Origin of the sequence: Chryseobacterium sp. KACC 21268 (assembly GCA_028736075.1) — a bacterium.
Lineage (GTDB): Bacteria > Bacteroidota > Bacteroidia > Flavobacteriales > Weeksellaceae > Epilithonimonas.
In genome coordinates this window covers 1727196-1741130 of the sequence record CP117875.1, presented here as the reverse complement: position 1 = coordinate 1741130, position 13935 = coordinate 1727196, and the positions used below count along the sequence as shown (strand labels likewise).

Sequence of the window (13935 nt, the reverse complement as noted above, 5' to 3'; positions counted from 1 at the left end):
TAATTGTTGTCAATTATTTATAAAACTTAAGATCACAAGTCATTGTCAAAAACAACTTGTGACCTAAATAAATTACTTTTTAATTATCTTGAAAGATTTTGAGCTTCCGTCCTCCATCTGGAGATTTACAATGTATAATCCAGCATTCAGATTACCAAGTTTAAGGGCTGATGACGGATTCAAAGATCTCACCTGTCTTCCTGTCATATCACTGATGGAAATTGACTTAACATCCTTAACGTCGGAGATTCTTAGAACATCTGTGAATGGATTAGGGTAAACCGATATTTTCGTTTTATTCACATCGGATAAAGCCAAAGTTGAATCCGAAACATTCAGGGTATAATCTTCTACCTGTCCAAAGCTTTGAACCTTATCGCAAGGATTGGCAAAATTACCAGTACTGCTTGGGACTGCGGCAGAGTATTCTTTTTTGATTCTCATTCTTGTAAGACCTAGTTTCGCATTTGACGGAACTGCAATATTTGCGGTAGCTATTTTTTCGTCTGCACCTGTGGAATTGGTAATGAATAATGAGCCATCTCCAAAGTACACTTCGCCAGCATCATTCAGACTTCCGTTTTGATTCCAGTCTATAAAGACCGCATAATAAGACGTTCTATTTCCGTTGGTGTTTCCAGCGATGGTCAATGTAGAACTTAAATTCGTGTAAACCTGTCCTACAACATTGGTAAAATCTTGATATCCAGTATTTCCTGTTACGTCCGAACTGCTAGAATTATTAATGCCCGCAAATGTGACATTGCTTATAGGCTCAACATTAGGATAAGTGATTGGACAAAAAGAAAATTCGGTTGTTGAAAAAGTGGTCTCAGAACATCCCGAGGCATCGCCTATATTGTTTGTAGGTACCACTTTTACATAGTAAGTTTTGTTCTTTTCAAGAGTTGTGGGATATAATAAAGTTGTAAATACCATACCATCAATTAACTCTGCTCCACCAGGTGTAGTACCCAAGTATAATTTGTAGCCTGTTGCGTACTCTGTAGGAAGCCAACTGATTGTTATTTGGTTTGGTATATTACCAGTTGATGCATTAACCGGTGCATATACTGTTGTACAATTTGGTGCTACAGTAGGAACTGCGAATGAAAATTCATATGCACCCAGATCAGGTGTAACCGAGTTTCTGGTAACTCCCGCAAAATCTGTAGCAAATCCCATCATGTCAACACCTCTGTTGTCTAATTGCTCATTGACTGGTGCATAGCTGTTCAGTTTCAGGTAATCTGCATCTGTACCTACAGGCGATGTAAACTGAGGTATCACGCTTAATGAATTGTCATCTCGGGGTGAGGCCAAAGATTTAAAATCTGCAAGGTTGTACTTTGTTGTTCCATCAAAAAATATGAAACCAGCCGGGCCTACTGCGAAATCATTGTTATCAGAAGTCGTTGCGTAATTGTTCAGATTGGTTGCAGAATTTCTTCTGAAGGCGCTGGCAGTTCCCGAACCATTTGGCATTGAATTATTTACAATCACATTATTTCTCAAATCCAAGGCAGCTGTTGTCGCATTTGTATTGAAAGTATGATAAATACCTGAAGAACTGAAATTGGTACCGTTAGAGGTTCCATTGAGATTAACAGTGTTATAATATATATTCAATTTTGATGTGGCTCCTGTAGCAGCGAGATAGATACCTACTAATCGCGCTGCCGCGTCATTGACCGTTGGCGTCTTCAAGTCACCGATTAGATTGTTAAAAACATTGGTTGTGGTCGAAGCTGTTGAGCCACCTACATATAAGCCATAAGCGCTTCCTAATAAACCGTTGGCAGTGAGATTACTTATTTTATTGCCAGATATATTTGTTGCGATTCCGGTAGCATTCATATAGATTGCACTTGTATTACCAAAAGCGCCAGTGCTTGTAATATTTTTGACCGTATTATTAGTGACATTAACAGATGCGCCAGTAGCATTAGCATATATACCGTAGACGGTATCATCTCCCTTTGCCATAACAGTATTTCCATCAAATGAAAGATTTCCGCCAGCATTTTGGGACCATAGACCATAAGTAGCGGTCCTTCCGCTAAAGGGAGCAGCCAATACATTGACTACATTATTGTTAGCCGTAAGATTGAGTCCTGAAGAACTACCATAGATACCAATATGCGAAGTACCAGCTGAACTATCTATTTTCCCTGATGCATTTACAGTATTATTATTGATGGTATAGGTACAACTCGCACCAAATGCATAAATACCGATAGTTCCTTTTCCATCGGGCGAAAAATTAATTTTGTTATTCGAAATGTTTGCATTGTTCTGATAGGTATTGGACAGACCATAATTATTGGTAATAAATTCTCCACCTGCCATTCCTCCGATATCTGTGAGCGTATTACCTGTTTCGGATGTGCTTCCCCCCACATCATTCCCTTGATCATAGAGCGTGTATGGTGAAGGAGCGGCATAACCGGTAAAACTGATGGCGGAACCCAGAGCTTTCACTATGGTATTGCTATAGATTTTATTAAAACTGTGGCTTCCAGTAGTAGCACTTGGGAAAACCAATGTACCTGTAGCAGTACTGTGAATGAAGATAATTCCGGTAGCTGTATTATTTACGGTTTTAAGGAAAGTTACCGTGCTGTTTTTTATCGTGTTATAGCTGCAACCATCCGTATTACTTAGATTGTAGAAAGCAAATCCTCTTTCGTTTAAAGTGGTTGCATTAGTATTATCAGCACTTTCTCGCAGATCAATACCGTCAATGGTCATATAGTCTACGCCGGAAAATTTAAAAATGGCGTCTACAGTTGTGGATGTCCCGGTACTTCCTGTAAATAAAGGATTGAGTCCTGAACCACTTTTCTGGATGAGTAAAGGATTCTCTGATGATAGAGAGGCATTTAGAACTGTACTTCCCAGCATATATCCTCCAGCGGGCGAAGTTTCTGTATATCCTGCCGGAATATTCAATGTTACACCGCCAGATCCCAAACCATTCGTATTAAGGTCTGCGAAAGCGGAATTAAGGTTTGGATAATCCATACCTATAGTTTTTGAGCCTGTGACCTGAGCAGACATTCCTACTCCAAGGACTATAAAGCTTGCCAGTAAATTTTTTTTCATAGTTTTTAATAGTTGAGAAGTTATAATTTATTAAATAATTACATTTAAGTTATTTTATTTGATAATATACCATTATTTTAAATCAATATTTACAAATATGATAATGTAAAAATGATCAAAAAAAAACCTGAACAATTATCCATTCACTGACCACCAGTTCCGCACAAAATTTAGGAGAGAAAATTGAGGCGTGGAATTGTCAACCACTATATTACCAGCATTATCAAAAATTGAAAAGCTAGTAAAAAGAAGAAATAATTGGAAATATTTTTTTCATTAGAAATCGGTCTGTCTAAATTGTGACTATCTGGTTTCAGTGTCTTCACAAATGTATATACAGAAGCTTAATTTTAGTAATAACAGCATACACGATTGGTTACTCTACCAAAAAAACGACATACACAACAGATACTCTCATATGACTATCAATACGTTACAAGCCCTAAAATTATTTAAGATTAATATGAAAATGTAAAATTTACTATTTTTTCACAAATGTGTGGCACTTAAATAATCAGATTTATAAGCTACTTTATCCGATGACACCAATTCCTTTAGCCCTTCAAAAACACTTATTTAAACGTTATTTTAGTTTGAAGCAGAAAATATTGGTTGAAAACAAATATTGATTAGAAAGTTTAAATTCTTTTAAATATTGTAAACCGAATAGTTTATTAAGAAAACAAACTTAAATAAAAATTACTTACACTTGATGTCTAGGCGTCATCGAAAACATCAGTACAGAATTTTGAATTATTTGTATTACAAGTACAGATTGCTGAATGCTACAATATCAACATTGCCATAGAAGGATATCTTGCTAGTGCATTCGCATAGTTCATTGTAATTAAAGAAACTGTTATAAATATTTGACTAATTATTTTACATCAACCCTCCATTAATCTTCAATTAAAGCATTTCGACAGTTCTTTGTTTATGTGTATAAAAGCACAGAAATCTCAATCGCTTTTTTGTTTAAATATGAATTCTAAATTTTAAGAAAAGACTTATAATTAATTATCATAATATTCAAACAAGATAGAATCAATATGGATAAAAATGAAAGTGTAGCCACATAATACAGCTCTTCATTAAAATGATAAGTACTCCAAGACGACTCACGTTCTACAAATATCGAATAGTCCAAAAAAAACCAAGCTGAGATCAGAAGTAAAAACTGAACAACAATTCTAAAAACTCGACTCTGCACCATTTCCAGAAAATTAAAAACAATTGCCAGAAACACAGAAGTCATCACTGACATATAGAAAGCATCTTCTACAAACCAACATTCCAGACACGCACTTGACATCTGATCCGCAAACTGTCCCATAGACCAGTAAATCTGCAGAAATGTAGAACCAAAAACAACTAACGCAACAAAAAGAATTCGCTTCGATAAACTGAGTATTTGATTCCGATTGATGCTTTTCATATATCCAAAATTAAATCATTTTCAAGCGCTCCTCTTCCAGATCGATTTGGAATAATTGTTGGCGAATAATTTCCTCATTTACCTTCGGATCTTTGTTAAGCTCAGAAAGATACTCACGTTGAATTTCGAGCATTTCTACGAAAATTATTTTTGTTTTCTCATTCATCCAACTGTCATCAGTGGCTTTTGTACGTTCTTCCCAATGTTTTAGGAACATCTCTAATCCTGCGTGATCTTTTAATTCGTTTTCGTACTTGGACTTTAAGAATTGATACATATGCTGTTTCAGTTCTTTTTTTATTTTCTGTTTGGTTGAACGCTCATTTTCTTCATCAAAAATACCATCAAAAAAGCCTGTTCTTCTTATGATAAAGGGCAAAGTGAGACCTTGCACCAGAAGCGTCAGAAGAATCACAACAAAGGTTATGAATAATATTAAATTTCTATGCGGAAAAGCTTCACCATTGCTTAATGTCACAGGAATAGCAAGAGCCGCGGCAAGAGAGACCACACCACGCATTCCCGTCCAACCCAATAGCAGCGGCATCATCCATCGCCGCGTTCTGGACGAAGCGTGAGGCTTTACGCTCGGGCGGAAAATCACAGTTGCAACCAATGCTGCATAGGAACTAATCATTCTTGCAGCAATCAAAATCACAGTCACCAAAACACCATAGCCAATAGCTGTTTCCAAAGGAATTTGATCATCCCTCAGTCCAGTTACAATTTCCGGAAGTTCCAATCCAATGATCAAGAAAACGACGCCATTCAGAATAAAAATCAAACTTTCCCAAACGCTGTATGCGTGAATCCTACTGGTACTATTGAGAAACTTCAACCGTCTTGCAGACATAAAAAGACCACCGACAACGACCGCCAGAACACCCGAGCTATGCAATTGTTCTGCAATCCAATACATCAAATATGGTTCTATGATTGTCAAAGCAATATCAGAAGGCGCATCTGTAGGCAGTAATTTATGCGCCTGAACAAAGAGATATCCGAGGATCAACCCGACTAGACTCCCACCAATGACCATCCAAAAGAAACTAAGCGTAGCATCTTGCCAAACAAATTGACCCGTCCCAACCGCAACCAGTGCGAAACGAAAAATGATAAGTGACGATGCATCATTCAGCAAACTTTCTCCTTCCAAAATTGTAGAAGTTGATTTTGGTATTTTAACAAATTTTGTAATCGCTCCGGTACTCACAGCATCTGGTGGAGAAACTATGCCTCCTAGTAAAAATCCAAGAGCGATGGTAAATCCTGGAATAAAATGATTCGTAATCAAGGCAACGGATAATGCGGTAAAAAAAACGACCAGAAATGCAAAACTCCCAATGATTCGCCACCATTTCTTCATTTCCTTAAAAGAAATAGTCCATGCAGCCTCAAACAACAATGGCGGAAGAAATATGAAAAAGATAAGATCCGGATCAATTTTAATAACTGGCAACCCTGGAATGAAACTTATAAAAAGACCTCCAACAACCAGTAAGATTGGATAAGCAATTTTCAGTTTGGCCGCAAACATATTCAGAAGAACTATGACGGCGACCATCGCCAGTAGAAAAGGTAAAAGACTGTGCATTGAATTATTTGTGTTTAATGTACAAAAATAAGAATTACAATGACTTTATAAAATACAAAGTTCAAAATTAAGACTGGCTATGATATTCGTCATATAAATTTAAATATTTCACAATAATTTAACATTTTTTATCATTATTCAAAAATAGTTCTACTGATTTTCATCATTAATGAGCTACCTAACAAATGTCATATCTGTTTAATCATCAACCATTATTAATAAAAGTCAAATCAAAGATTAATATAATTTTAACATTTAGAAATAATCGATAATCATCATTGAAAAAAATTATCAATAATATAATCCGACATAATCGTAAGATTTTTATCATCATAATATAATGTCTCTTTTATTATTAACCTTATACCTTTGATATATCAAAATAGAAAAATAAATAATTATAACAATTAAATTTTATGAAAATGAAAACAACAAAACAAATCATCAGTATCGGTTTATTTCTAGGAGCAATTTTATTTCCTCAATTATCAAATGCTCAAAAATTAAATCAAAAATCTACAACAATAATAATTTCCGGAACATCACCAATGCACGATTGGGAAATGAAAGGTTCTACCGCAACTTTTTCAGGCGTTGTAAATGGAAATTCCATTACAAACATCTCTTATACCGTACCAGTTAAAACCTTAAACGCTGAAAAAGGAAAGACTATGGAAAAGAAAGCTTACGAAGCCTTGAAGTCTGACAAAGCTCCAAATGTATCTTTTTCTGCAACATCTATTAATCTCGGAAAAAGCAATGCCGTAGGAAGACTGACAATCGCCGGAACCACCAAAAATGTTTCTTTCCCAGTATCAATCGTAAAAAAAGGAAACACATACATCATCGATGGAACCGAAACCATCAAACTATCAGAATTCGGAATGGATCGTCCTGGATTTATGGGAATCAAAACTGGCGATGTAGTCACTGTAAAAGTGAGTGTGGTAGCAGAGTAATTTAAAATAACAACAACTAAATAGTTAAATATCATGAAAAGAAATCTACTGAAAGCCGGCTTCATCGCTGCTTTACTAACCGCAACATTCGGATTCGCTCAGGAAGGAAAACTAGACAATCTGAAACCAAGAGACAAACGCGGATTGACAGTTTTCGAAAATCCAAAAGATACCGTTTCAACCTTTGACCACTTGAGAGTAAAAGTGGGTGGCGCATTTGCTCTTCAATTCCAGGGATTGAAACACGAGAATAATGCAACTCCAGTTCTCAATACAGCTGGCGTAAATACAAATCAGTTGTTTGACTTAGGAAATAATATCAACCTTCCAACTGCAAACTTAGACTTGGACGTTGCTTTGTATGATGGTGTGAACTTGCACTTGAGAACTTTTCTATCTTCTCGTCACCACAACGAAACTTATGTAAAAGGCGGCTACTTGCAAATCGACAAGTTGGATTTCATCCAAAAAGGTTTTGCTGAAGATATTATGAAATATACAACTATCAAAATAGGACAAGACCAAATCAACTACGGTGATGCGCAACTTAGACGATCAGACAATGCCTACGCTATCATGAATCCATTTGTCGGAAATTATCTAATGGATGCCTATGCAACCTTTCCATTCGCAGAGGTTTATTACAGAAGAAATGGCGTCATTGTAATGGGTGGTGTGACCAATGGAAGATTGAATCAAACCGCAACCGGAGGCACAAGTCCGGGAATCTACGGAAAGATAGGCTACGACAAACAAGTCAATGAAGATCTGAGAGTAAGATTGACAGGTTCTGCCTACAACATTGCAAGAGCACCAAGACTAGACTTTTACAATGGAGACAGAGCAGGATCTAGGTATTACTTCGTGATGGAAAATACAGCAGCCACTTCTTCTGCCCAAATGAGAAGCGGAATGGTAGATCCGGATTTCCAAAACACTTTGACCTCATTTATGATCAATCCATTTGTGAAATACAAAGGACTGGAATTTTTCGGAATCTTCGAATCTGCATCAGGACGCAACCTTGCCGAGACCGAAAGAAGAACCTACAACCAATATGCAGCAGAGTTGCTTTACAGATTTGGTAACGACGAAAACTTCTACTTTGGAGGGCGATACAACAAGGTGGACGGAAAACTCATCAGTGGCGAAGACATCAGCGTGGACAGATACAACATTGGCGGAGGCTGGTTTATGACCAAGAATATCCTGACAAAACTGGAGTATGTGAATCAGAAATACGACGGATATCCTACAACCAACATCAAAAGCGATGGTAAGTTCAACGGATTTATGTTGGAAGCTGTGATCTCTTTTTAAATATTTAGTTAGTTAATAGTAGCAGAGGAAACTCCCGGGAATCCTCTGCTTTCTTTAAAATCAAAAATCATGAGAACTTTCTATATTTTAATTCTTTTATTAATCTCAATCATAAAAGTAAAAGCACAGGAAAACTTTGTGAAAATCAATGGTAGCACAAATGTCAATAGTTTCCAATGCATCAACAGCAAATTCAAAAATGATGGCGTTTTTTCCCTCTCTGACAAAAACCTTCCGAATATCATTCTGAAAGTCACAGATTTCGAATGCGGAAATAAGATGATGACCAAAGATTTTCAGAAGATTTTAAATGCGGAAAAATATCCGGAAATGACCATCAAGATCATCCATTTTACAAAGACTCAAAAAAGTTACAATGCAGTCGTAGAAGTAAGAATGATGAATCAAAGCAAAAGATACAACGTAGAATTCAATGTAGAAAACAACAAAATGATTGGCCGGAAGAATGTAAAATTCAGTGATTTCAACATCATACCACCGAAAAAAATGGGCGGAATGATCGTCGTAAAAGATGATCTGGATCTGACATTCAGCTTAGCAACAAAAATTTAAATAATACTTTTTCATACAATTAGATTTTTCAATGCAACATCGCTGGTTTTTCTGGTGGTGTTGTTTTTTGTAGAATGATTTATTTGGGCAGCTTTTCCGCCTTCCACTCCCGCTTTTTTCTTTTCTGTTTCCAAACCCAAGTCCAAGCAACAGAAAAGAAAAAGAGCTCCGTTCAAGTCGGGCTGCGCTTCGCAATGATCGACGATTCTATTTCAAAATCAAACGACAATATCCATTTAAAAACTCATTATTCAAAAAAAGAAAATGACTAAGTTAAATTCCAAGATCCAAAGCTGTCAGTCTGAGGCTCTCGAAGACATATAAAAACTCAATTTCTGAAAGAAATTTCAAATATGAATTTTCAAATTTTAAAACATTTCAAATTCGTAAATTTGCATTGTGAATATCAATCAAGCAGACCTTAATGAATTAGAATTTCCGGAACTTCTTTCGGAGATCGCTCCTTTCGCATTCTCGCCAAAAACGGCAGACAAAATAATGGAACTTCGTCCAATGCCCATAGACGAAGCCGAAATATCCTTGAAAAAAACCTCAGAATTCCTTTCAAGCTTCGAAAGCTCAACCGCTGTTCCCTTCAACGAATACGAGGACATCGAAGAAGAATTGAAACTGATGCTGATCGAGAATTTCCGATTGGAAAACAAATCCTTCATCAGAATCAAAACGATGACGGAGCAGATCGGGAAATTGCAAAGATTTTTCCCTCAACTTTCAGAGCTTTTCCCAACTCTTCTGGAAGAGATCAAAGATTTGGAATTCCGAAAAGAAATTGTTGACAAAATCGACAAGGTCTTTAACCGTTTCGGAGACGTAAAAACCGAAGCGTCGCCGATTCTGAAAGTCCTCAGAACAGAAATTCAGCACGCGAGAAAAACCATTGATGAAAACTTCAACAGAGCTCTTTTCAACTACGGACAAAGTGATTTTTTGGATGACATCAAGGAAAGCATTATTGAAGATCAACGAGTTTTGGCCGTGAAATCCGGATTCAAAAAAAGAGTCAACGGAAGAGTTTTGGGCATTTCGAAAACAGGTTCTATTACTTTTATCCAGCCGGAAAGTGTCGTTAAACATTATTTCAAACTGAAAGAAAATCAGGAAGAAGAGAAAAAAGAAATCGATAAGATCCTTAGAAAACTGACCGCCGAAATTGCAGAATTCCAACCGCAACTTTCAGATTATCAAACTTATATTTTTGATTTAGATTTGATCCGAGCCAAAGCAAAATTCGCTGAGAAAGTGAATGGAATTTTACCAAAGATCAATCGCCATCAAACTTTGAGATTGAGAGAAGCTTTTCATCCCTTGCTTTGGATCAGGAACAAAGCGGAGAACAAAGAGATCTTCTCACAAACGATTTCCTTGACGGAACACAACCGAATTGTCTGCATCTCCGGACCAAACGCCGGTGGAAAATCCATCACGCTGAAGACCGTTGGATTGTTGCAATTGATGATTCAGAGTGGCATCTTGGTTCCTTGTCATCCAAAATCGGAAATGTTCTTTTTTGAGAAAATAATGACGGATATCGGTGACAATCAATCCATTGAAAATCACCTTTCCACCTACTCTTCCCGACTGAAAAAAATGTCCGGAATGATCAAACAGGCCGACGGAAAATCGCTTTTGTTGATCGATGAATTTGGAACTGGTTCCGATCCGGAATTGGGTGGCGCGTTGGCAGAAAGTTTCCTCGAATTCTTCTATGACAAAAAAAGTTTCGGGATTATCACGACGCATTACACGAACATCAAACTAGTCGTGGAAAATCTTCCCGCAGCTACAAACGCCGCAATGCTTTTCGATGAAAATTCCCTTGAACCATTATACAAATTGGAAGTTGGACAAGCTGGAAGTTCTTTCACTTTTGAAGTGGCGGAGAAAAACAAGATTCCGAGATTCATCATCAATTCTGCCAAGAAAAAAGTAGAACACGATATTGTAAATCTTGATAAGACCATCGTCAAACTTCAGCAGGAGAAATTCGAGGTTGAGAAGATCAAATCCGATCTTTCGGAAAAGCGAGATTCTGTAGAAGACAAGCGCGATAATCTTCAAAAGCTGAACGAGCAACTTCAGCAAAAACTTCATAATTTCCAAAAATTGTATGAAGACGAACACCGCAAACTACAGTTCGGAAACAAGATAGAATCCTTCATCGACAGTTATGTGAAAGGAAAATCACGAAAAGATGTGGTGAAAGATTTCGTGAAGATCTTGGAACAGGAAAAGTTCCGAAAAATCGGCGTGGACAAAGACGAAAGCAAACGCCTACAAGTCATCAAACGAAAAATAACGCAACAACTCAAGAAAGAAGATGTTCAGGAAAAAATCGTAGAAACCAACGAAAAATTAGAAGAAAAACGTGTTGCAGAACGTGCGATTTGGATGAAAGTCGGTCAGCGCGTCCGCATCAAAGGCAGTGCGAGTGTTGGAACGATTGACGAAATCAAGAAAAATAAAGTCACCGTGAACTATGGAACTTTCAAAACGACGATTGATTCTGGGGAATTGGAGAGGATTTAAACCAAAAAAAAAACGATCCCAAAGTTTCGGGATCGTTTTCATTTTTTATGCGTTGAAGTGAGATTTCACTTCTTCCAGAACTTGCTCTTCACTGAGTTGCGAATCCGTTCCTAGTTTGATATTCAGATTTTTGTATTGCGCTGTGTCCAAAAGGTGATTTCTCAATTCTTCCTGAGAAGTTCCTGGCCCAGTCACATAAAGATCTGTACTGTTGGTGATGATTTTTTCGATTTCCTTGTAGAACTTCGCTTTGTTGGTTTGTTCTACATTATTCGCCGCGTTTTCGTTAGAATTTCCGTGTTGAACATCTGCTTTCACCGTTTCTCTCACTTCAAATTCTGAAACATCTTGTCCATCGTGATTCGTTACTACAATTGCTTTTCTGCCGTCTATCCAAAGTCCGGCTACTTTTTTATCAGTCATAATTTTTTGATTTGAAAGATAAGTTCCAAGGTTCGTGCTAATGCGCTGTTAAGGAACGTTAAAGTTCAAATTCTAATGATGATAGACATCCTCGTACATCACGCCAGCCTCTATTCTCACAGCTAATTTGTTCTTCTCCGGAACAATTGGACAGTTGTAATCAAAAGCGTTGTAAGCACAAAACGGCTGATAGGATTGGTTGAAATCCAAAACTATTTCATCACCTTTCGGAATTCTCAAATCCATATATTTTCCGCCTCCGTAGGTTTCTTTTCCATTCGTTTCATCGCGGAAAGGCAGGAAAAGATGATCCTTATATTTCTCCATTTCGATGAGTCTCAAGTTTTGATAGATGGTCAGCGCGTACTTTTTCCCATCAATTTCGAATTCCGCCGTCCCATATTCCCTATATTTTTGAAAACGGCCAGAAGAAGTCGCCAACTCAAACGGAACGGGATTTTCCGTCTTGGTCAATTTTGCTTTCACCCGATATTTTAGATCGACTGGAAAGAACGGATGCTTTTTGAAATTCGTCAAATTGTCCCCTCGCAATGGCGATTCTTTTGGGTTGAGATATTCTGCGTTCAGCTCATTTTGGAACTTTTCTACAGCTTTCAGATTTTCCTTTTTCGTCTGCGCATTCCAAAATACAGAAAGCAACAACATTAGAAGACTTAATTTTTTCATAGTTAATTTTTAATTATTGGGGCAACTTATCCGCCTTCCACTCCCGCTATTTTTTGCCATCGCTTTTCCAGCCACAAAAAATGAGCTACGTTCAAGTCGGGTTGCGGGATTTCTATTTCTTTTTAAAATTTTTCCAAATCATTTCCCGATCTCGTCTTCAGGCTTAGAAATGATTTCCACATTCGTCACCTTGGTTTTCTTTACCAGAAAATATTTGTCAAACGTCGCTTTGAAGACCGGAACATCATCATCCTCACCCATCAGGAATCCCCAGGATTGCAGACCTTCTACTCTATCAAAAATGATTTTCAGAATCGCCAAGATCGGAATCGTGAGAAGCATTCCAGCAATGCCCCAAAGCATCTCGCCAATCACCAAACCGATGATCACGATCAAAGAATTAATCTTCACTTTGGAACCGACAACTCTCGGCATTATGATATTGCCGTCGATGGCGTGGATCACGACAATGGCAATCACAATAAACAATACGTGACTGATTCCTGCGGTTGCAAACGTAATCAATGCGCCAATCAGCAACGCGATCAGAATTCCGATATAGGGTAAAATGTTCAAAATCCCCGTGAGAATGGCGAGCATAAAATTATATTTCACGCCGATAATCGTGTAAGCAATCAATGATAAGATCGTGACGATCAACATTTGGAGAAACAGTCCCACCAAATATTTCTTCACCATAAACTGAATATTATCAATGATCTCAAAAACCGTTTTGTGATACGTTTCAGAAAAACTGGCGACCAAAAATTTGAGCAAATGTGTTCTGTACAAAAGGAAAAAAAGCGTAAACAAAAACGTAAAACCTGTCAACATCAAAACATAACCAATGGATTTCAAGGCTCTTTCCAGAATCGCAGTTCCGGTGCTGATCGACTTTTTCGCCGTGTCATTCAGATATAACAATTGATCTTTTCTCCGCACACCAAAAGTTCTGGAAATCCAACCTTGAAGATCATCTATCAAATCCACAAACTGCTTTTGAAATGATGGCCAATCATTCGCCAACTTCGCCACTTGGAGCGACAACACGTAGATCACACCACCAATAATTGCCAACGCCAAAAGACTTGCCAGAATCGAAGAAAGACTTCGCGGAAACCGCAATCGCTTCTCCATAAATCGGCTGAGAGGCATCAACAAAATCGAGATCAACAATCCCAAAACCATCGGAATCAAAATCTGTTCGCCAATGATAGCAAGGAATCCCAAGATCACAATACTGATCAATATGCAGGAAAGTTTTACATAAAAAGGATAGGTTTGATTCATAT

General features: G+C 37.5%; 10 protein-coding genes. 4 read left to right on the top strand and 6 right to left on the bottom strand.

Annotation, left to right across the window (positions count from 1 at the left end; translation table 11 throughout):
* Positions 1-72: 72 nt before the first annotated feature.
* From PQ459_08180 to PQ459_08170, 3 genes are all read right to left on the bottom strand, one after another.
* A complete protein-coding gene (locus tag PQ459_08180; protein WDF48443.1) occupies positions 73-3105 on the bottom strand; it encodes a GEVED domain-containing protein in 3033 nt (1010 codons plus the stop codon).
* Positions 3106-4093: 988 nt separating this feature from the next.
* Entirely contained in the window at positions 4094-4540 is a 447-nt protein-coding gene (locus PQ459_08175; GenBank protein WDF48442.1) for a hypothetical protein, read from the bottom strand.
* 10 nt (positions 4541-4550) lie between these two features.
* Positions 4551-6134 (bottom strand): Na+/H+ antiporter, encoded by a 1584-nt coding sequence (locus PQ459_08170; GenBank protein WDF48441.1) that lies wholly within the window; start codon positions 6132-6134, stop codon positions 4551-4553.
* Between the two features lie 422 nt (positions 6135-6556).
* Here PQ459_08170 and PQ459_08165 point away from each other — a divergent pair, with 422 nt between their 5' ends.
* The 4 genes from PQ459_08165 (at position 6557) to PQ459_08150 (ending at position 11533) form a co-directional block, all read left to right on the top strand.
* On the top strand, positions 6557-7093 hold the full coding sequence (locus tag PQ459_08165; GenBank protein ID WDF48440.1) for a YceI family protein: 537 nt from the start codon (positions 6557-6559) through the stop codon (positions 7091-7093).
* Between the two features lie 33 nt (positions 7094-7126).
* On the top strand, positions 7127-8413 hold the full coding sequence (locus PQ459_08160; protein ID WDF48439.1) for a hypothetical protein: 1287 nt from the start codon (positions 7127-7129) through the stop codon (positions 8411-8413).
* 69 nt (positions 8414-8482) lie between these two features.
* Positions 8483-8986 (top strand): YceI family protein, encoded by a 504-nt coding sequence (locus PQ459_08155; protein WDF48438.1) that lies wholly within the window; start codon positions 8483-8485, stop codon positions 8984-8986.
* Between the two features lie 399 nt (positions 8987-9385).
* Entirely contained in the window at positions 9386-11533 is a 2148-nt protein-coding gene (locus tag PQ459_08150; protein WDF48437.1) for a DNA mismatch repair protein MutS, read from the top strand.
* A 45-nt stretch (positions 11534-11578) separates the two neighbouring features.
* Here the strand turns inward: PQ459_08150 and PQ459_08145 are convergent, their stop codons facing one another.
* The 3 genes from PQ459_08145 to PQ459_08135 all read right to left on the bottom strand — a co-directional run bounded on the left by PQ459_08145 (position 11579) and on the right by PQ459_08135 (position 13933).
* Positions 11579-11956 carry a hypothetical protein gene (locus PQ459_08145; GenBank protein WDF48436.1) on the bottom strand — a complete coding sequence of 126 codons (378 nt, stop codon included), beginning with the start codon at positions 11954-11956 and terminating at the stop codon, positions 11579-11581.
* Positions 11957-12028: 72 nt separating this feature from the next.
* Entirely contained in the window at positions 12029-12643 is a 615-nt protein-coding gene (locus tag PQ459_08140; GenBank protein ID WDF48435.1) for a DUF1684 domain-containing protein, read from the bottom strand.
* Positions 12644-12781: 138 nt separating this feature from the next.
* Positions 12782-13933, bottom strand: a complete 1152-nt coding sequence (locus PQ459_08135) for an AI-2E family transporter (protein WDF48434.1) — start codon at positions 13931-13933, stop codon at positions 12782-12784.
* Between the last annotated feature and the right edge of the window lie 2 nt (positions 13934-13935).

Coding starts and splice junctions, on each gene's coding strand:
- PQ459_08180 (WDF48443.1), bottom strand. CDS start 3,105: ATGAAAAAAAATTTACTGGCAAGCTTTATAGTCCTTGGAGTAGGAATG.
- PQ459_08175 (WDF48442.1), bottom strand. CDS start 4,540: ATGAAAAGCATCAATCGGAATCAAATACTCAGTTTATCGAAGCGAATT.
- PQ459_08170 (WDF48441.1), bottom strand. CDS start 6,134: ATGCACAGTCTTTTACCTTTTCTACTGGCGATGGTCGCCGTCATAGTT.
- PQ459_08165 (WDF48440.1), top strand. CDS start 6,557: ATGAAAACAACAAAACAAATCATCAGTATCGGTTTATTTCTAGGAGCA.
- PQ459_08160 (WDF48439.1), top strand. CDS start 7,127: ATGAAAAGAAATCTACTGAAAGCCGGCTTCATCGCTGCTTTACTAACC.
- PQ459_08155 (WDF48438.1), top strand. CDS start 8,483: ATGAGAACTTTCTATATTTTAATTCTTTTATTAATCTCAATCATAAAA.
- PQ459_08145 (WDF48436.1), bottom strand. CDS start 11,956: ATGACTGATAAAAAAGTAGCCGGACTTTGGATAGACGGCAGAAAAGCA.
- PQ459_08140 (WDF48435.1), bottom strand. CDS start 12,643: ATGAAAAAATTAAGTCTTCTAATGTTGTTGCTTTCTGTATTTTGGAAT.
- PQ459_08135 (WDF48434.1), bottom strand. CDS start 13,933: ATGAATCAAACCTATCCTTTTTATGTAAAACTTTCCTGCATATTGATC.